The following is a 4,057-nucleotide window of genomic DNA, read 5'->3' as shown; positions in this document are numbered from 1 at the left end:
CTTTTTCGGCTTGCTGGAGTCTGCGTGCTTTGCGCTTTTTCCAGTTGCGTATGACGTGCATTCGCCAGAAGACCTGAATGAAGATATAGCCCAGTCCACCAAAGAAAATGCCGGAGAGCAGGCAGCCTACCACCATAGGTTTCCAGATATGGGTGAACTCGTTGGTCAGCCATTCTTTGGTTAGGTGAATGGAGAAGGCCCCGGGCGGTGTATCGAGAATCCAGCGTCCGAGTTCATAGCAGGCAAAATAAATCGGCGGCATGGTCACCGGGTTGGAGATCCATACCAGAGCAACGGCAATAGGAAGGTTTACGCGACAAAGCAGCGCAGCGCCAGCGGCAATGGGCATTTGACCCAGAGTGGGCAGAAACGCGACGAACAAGCCGACAAAGAAAGCGCCGGAGACAGAGTGACGATTTAGGTGGAACAAGTTGGGATCATGCAGAAGGTCACCCAAAAAATTCAGAGAAGGTCGTTTTCTGAACTCTGCGGGATCGGGTAACCAGCGTTTGAAGATTTTTTTTGCCATTCAGCTATCATCAGCTCTGCTAAGAGGCGCAACATTATGCACGTAAAAGAGGACTAACTCTAGACATAGTTGCCGGCCCTCAGAATCCTTCGAATTACCGATTTTTTGGCGAAAAATCAATCAATTACGTCCCTGTCTGGTGGTTTGCCTCGCGAGAATTACATTTATTAACACCCCTGATCAATATGCGATCTGAGCAATAGTTGAACAGGTTAACGGGTGTTACAGCAACTCTACAATTTGCTTGGCGGCATTGTAAGGGGTGGTGATGTTGTTCATGACCTCGTGCTGCAGTGTCGGCATTTTGTCCCTGACTTTCGGGTTTTGCTTCAGTCGCATTTCCAGCATTTCGTGGATCAGTTTTTTCAGCCACTCTGAGTTTTGACGGGCGCGCTTCTCGTGAAAAGCCTCGTTGTCCATAGCCAGCTGCTGGTACTCGCTGATCATTTCCCAAACGTGGTTAATACGGTCTTTTTCCAGAGCTGAACAGGTTTCTACTCGGGGCGTCCAGAAGCTGCCGTGTTTGATCAGGTGAAAGGCGTTCTGGTAATGCTGTTTGGTGCGTTGAGCGAGGTTGATGCTCTCGCCGTCGGCTTTGTTGATCACCAGCGCGTCCGCCAGCTCCATAATGCCGCGCTTGATGCCTTGCAGTTCATCGCCAGCGTTCGGGATCATCAGAACCAGGAAGAAATCCACCATCGCGGCCACTTCATACTCTGACTGACCCACACCGACAGTTTCCACAAGAATCACGTCATAGCCGGCGGCCTCGCACAGCAGCATGGTTTCCCGGGTTTTCTGCGCAACGCCTCCCAGAGAGCCCTCAGAGGGGGAGGGACGGATAAACGCGTTCTCTTCCCGGGAAAGCTCTTCCATGCGGGTTTTATCCCCCAAAATGCTGCCACCACGCAGTGGGGAGCTAGGGTCCACCGCGAGAACAGCGACCTTGTGGCCCAAACTGATCAGCTGCTTGCCGAAGGCTTCAATAAAGGTCGATTTACCGACACCCGGGATGCCACTGATGCCAATGCGGATACTGTTACCAGTTTCTGGCAGAACGCCTTCCAGAAGTTCCTGTGCTTGGGCGCGATGGTTGTCGAGCTTGCTTTCCACCAGAGTAATGGCTTTGGCCAGTGCACGACGGTTTCCCTGACGCAACAGGTCCAGATTGATGTTCGACATCGATGCTCCTCAAGACTTGGTGTTCAATCATTAAGTAACTGAATAGTGGTGTCTTTGAACTATAAAACGAAAGCTAAAAAAATGCCCCCAGAGGGGGCAACGTAGTACAGCAATAGTTAGTACAGCAATAAGTAGTACAACAACAGGTAGTACAACAACAGGTAGTACAGTAACTGACAGTACAGCAAAAGTTGGTACAGCCATTGATAAGACAATAGGCTGTACCAATTGGCTTAAACGCCGGATCAGGCGTTCGCTTTGCGAACTTCGTCCAGCACGCCGCGAGCGGCCAGAGGAATCTTGGTGCCAGGACCAAAGATGCCTTTTACGCCAGCTTCGTACAGATACTCGTAATCCTGTTTGGGGATCACGCCACCGGCAACGACGATAATGTCTTCCGCGCCTTGTTTTTTCAGCTCAGCGATCAGTTCCGGTACCAGAGTCTTGTGGCCGGCAGCTTGAGATGAGACGCCGACTACGTGCACGTCGTTCTCAACCGCTTGCTTGGCCACTTCTTCCGGTGTGGAAAACATAGGCGAGAGATCAATGTCGAAACCTACGTCAGCGAAAGCTGTCGCAATGACTTTGGCGCCACGGTCGTGACCGTCCTGACCCATTTTGCACACCAGCATACGAGGGCGGCGGCCGTGGTCATTTTCAAAGGACTCGATGTCAGACTTAATCGCCTGCCAATCGCTGTCGTCTTCGTAAGGTGCGCCGTAGACACCAGAGATGGTGCGGGCCTGAGCGTTGTAACGACCAAACTCTTCTTCCATAGCGTCTGAAATCTCCCCAACGGTAGCGCGCAGACGAGCCGCTTTCACGGACAGGTCCAGCAGGTTGCCTTTGCCGGTTTTGGCGGCTTCGGTGATGGCTGCCAGGGCTGCATTTACCGCGTCGTTGTCACGCTCGGAGCGCAGCTTTTTCAGGTGAGCGATCTGGGAGTCGCGAACGCGGACGTTATCCACTTCCAGAATATCCAGGTCGTCTTCTTTTTCGAGAATATGCTTGTTTACACCGACGATCACATCTTCACCACGGTCGATACGAGCCTGCTTCTTGGCTGCGGATTCTTCAATACGCAGTTTTGGCAGACCAGCTTCGATGGCTTTCGCCATGCCGCCGTTCTCTTCGATTTCTTCAATCAGTTCCCACGCCTTATCGGCGATGTCCTGAGTCAGGGATTCCATCATGTAGGAACCGCCCCAGGGATCAGCCACCTGAGTAATACCGGTTTCTTCCTGGATAATGATCTGGGTATTACGGGCAATACGGGCAGAGAACTCAGTGGGCAGGGCAACCGCTTCGTCCAATGCGTTGGTGTGCAGTGACTGGGTGCCACCGAATACCGCCGCCATGGCTTCAATGGTGGTACGCACCACGTTGTTGTAAGGATCCTGCTCGGTCAGTGACCAGCCAGACGTCTGTGAGTGGGTACGCAGCATGGAAGATTTCGGGTTCTTGGGTTCGAACTCCGACATGATGCGGTTCCACAGCAGGCGACCGGCGCGCAGCTTGGCGATTTCCATGTAGAAGTTCATGGAAATACCCCAGAAGAACGACAGGCGAGGTGCGAAGCATCCACGTCCAGTCCTGCGTTCAGGGCTGTACGTACGTATTCGCGACCGTCAGACAAGGTGTAAGCCAGTTCCAGAGCGGCGTCGGCACCGGCTTCCTGAATGTGGTAACCGGAGATCGAGATGGAGTTGAACTTCGGCATGTGCTCAGAGGTGTAACCAATGATGTCGCCGATGATCTTCATGGATGGGGCAGGTGGGTAAATATAGGTATTACGCACCATAAACTCTTTCAGAATATCGTTCTGAATGGTTCCTGCCAGCTTGTCCTGAGTGACGCCTTGTTCTTCGGCGGCGACGATGTAGTTTGCCAGAATGGGCAGTACCGCACCGTTCATCGTCATGGAAACAGACACTTGATCCAGTGGGATCTCGTCGAACAGGATTTTCATGTCCTCTACCGAGTCGATTGCCACACCGGCTTTACCGACATCGCCAGAAACGCGGGGATGGTCGGAATCGTAACCACGGTGTGTGGCCAGATCGAATGCGACGGAAACACCCTGAGCGCCGGCCTTCAGGTTTTTGCGGTAGAAGGCGTTGGATTCTTCAGCGGTAGAAAAACCGGCGTACTGACGGATGGTCCAGGGACGACCGGCGTACATGGTGGCCATGGGGCCGCGGACATAGGGCGCCATACCCGGGTAGGTGTCTGCAAACTCCAGATTTTCAACATCAGCCTTGGTGTAAAGCGGCTTGATGTCGATGCCTTCCGGGGTGTGCCAGGTCAGTTCTTCGGGAGTCAGGCCCTTGGTTTGTTTGGTGGCCA

Annotated in this window: 2 protein-coding genes and 1 pseudogene; all 3 read right to left on the bottom strand. The window is 53.1% G+C overall.

Going from position 1 to position 4,057, the window contains the following annotated elements; genetic code table 11:
* A partial coding sequence (locus tag ACTG33_RS16475) for a DUF2062 domain-containing protein (RefSeq protein WP_439136311.1) occupies positions 1-529 on the bottom strand: 529 nt, incomplete at its 3' end.
* Positions 530-751: 222 nt separating this feature from the next.
* The gene (meaB, locus tag ACTG33_RS16470) at positions 752-1,711 is read right to left on the bottom strand and encodes a methylmalonyl Co-A mutase-associated GTPase MeaB (protein ID WP_439136310.1); all 960 of its coding nucleotides are present in this window, start codon (positions 1,709-1,711) and stop codon (positions 752-754) included.
* Between the two features lie 245 nt (positions 1,712-1,956).
* Positions 1,957-4,057, bottom strand: a pseudogene (gene scpA / locus ACTG33_RS16465) (methylmalonyl-CoA mutase); the annotation flags it as partial.

Origin of the sequence: Pseudomaricurvus sp., from assembly GCF_965662505.1 — a bacterium.
Classification (GTDB): Bacteria; Pseudomonadota; Gammaproteobacteria; order Pseudomonadales; family Cellvibrionaceae; genus Pseudomaricurvus.
The sequence above is the reverse complement of the archived record's forward strand: the minus strand, read 5'-3'. Positions and strand labels throughout refer to the sequence as shown.

Coding starts and splice junctions, on each gene's coding strand:
- meaB (WP_439136310.1), bottom strand. CDS start 1,711: ATGTCGAACATCAATCTGGACCTGTTGCGTCAGGGAAACCGTCGTGCA.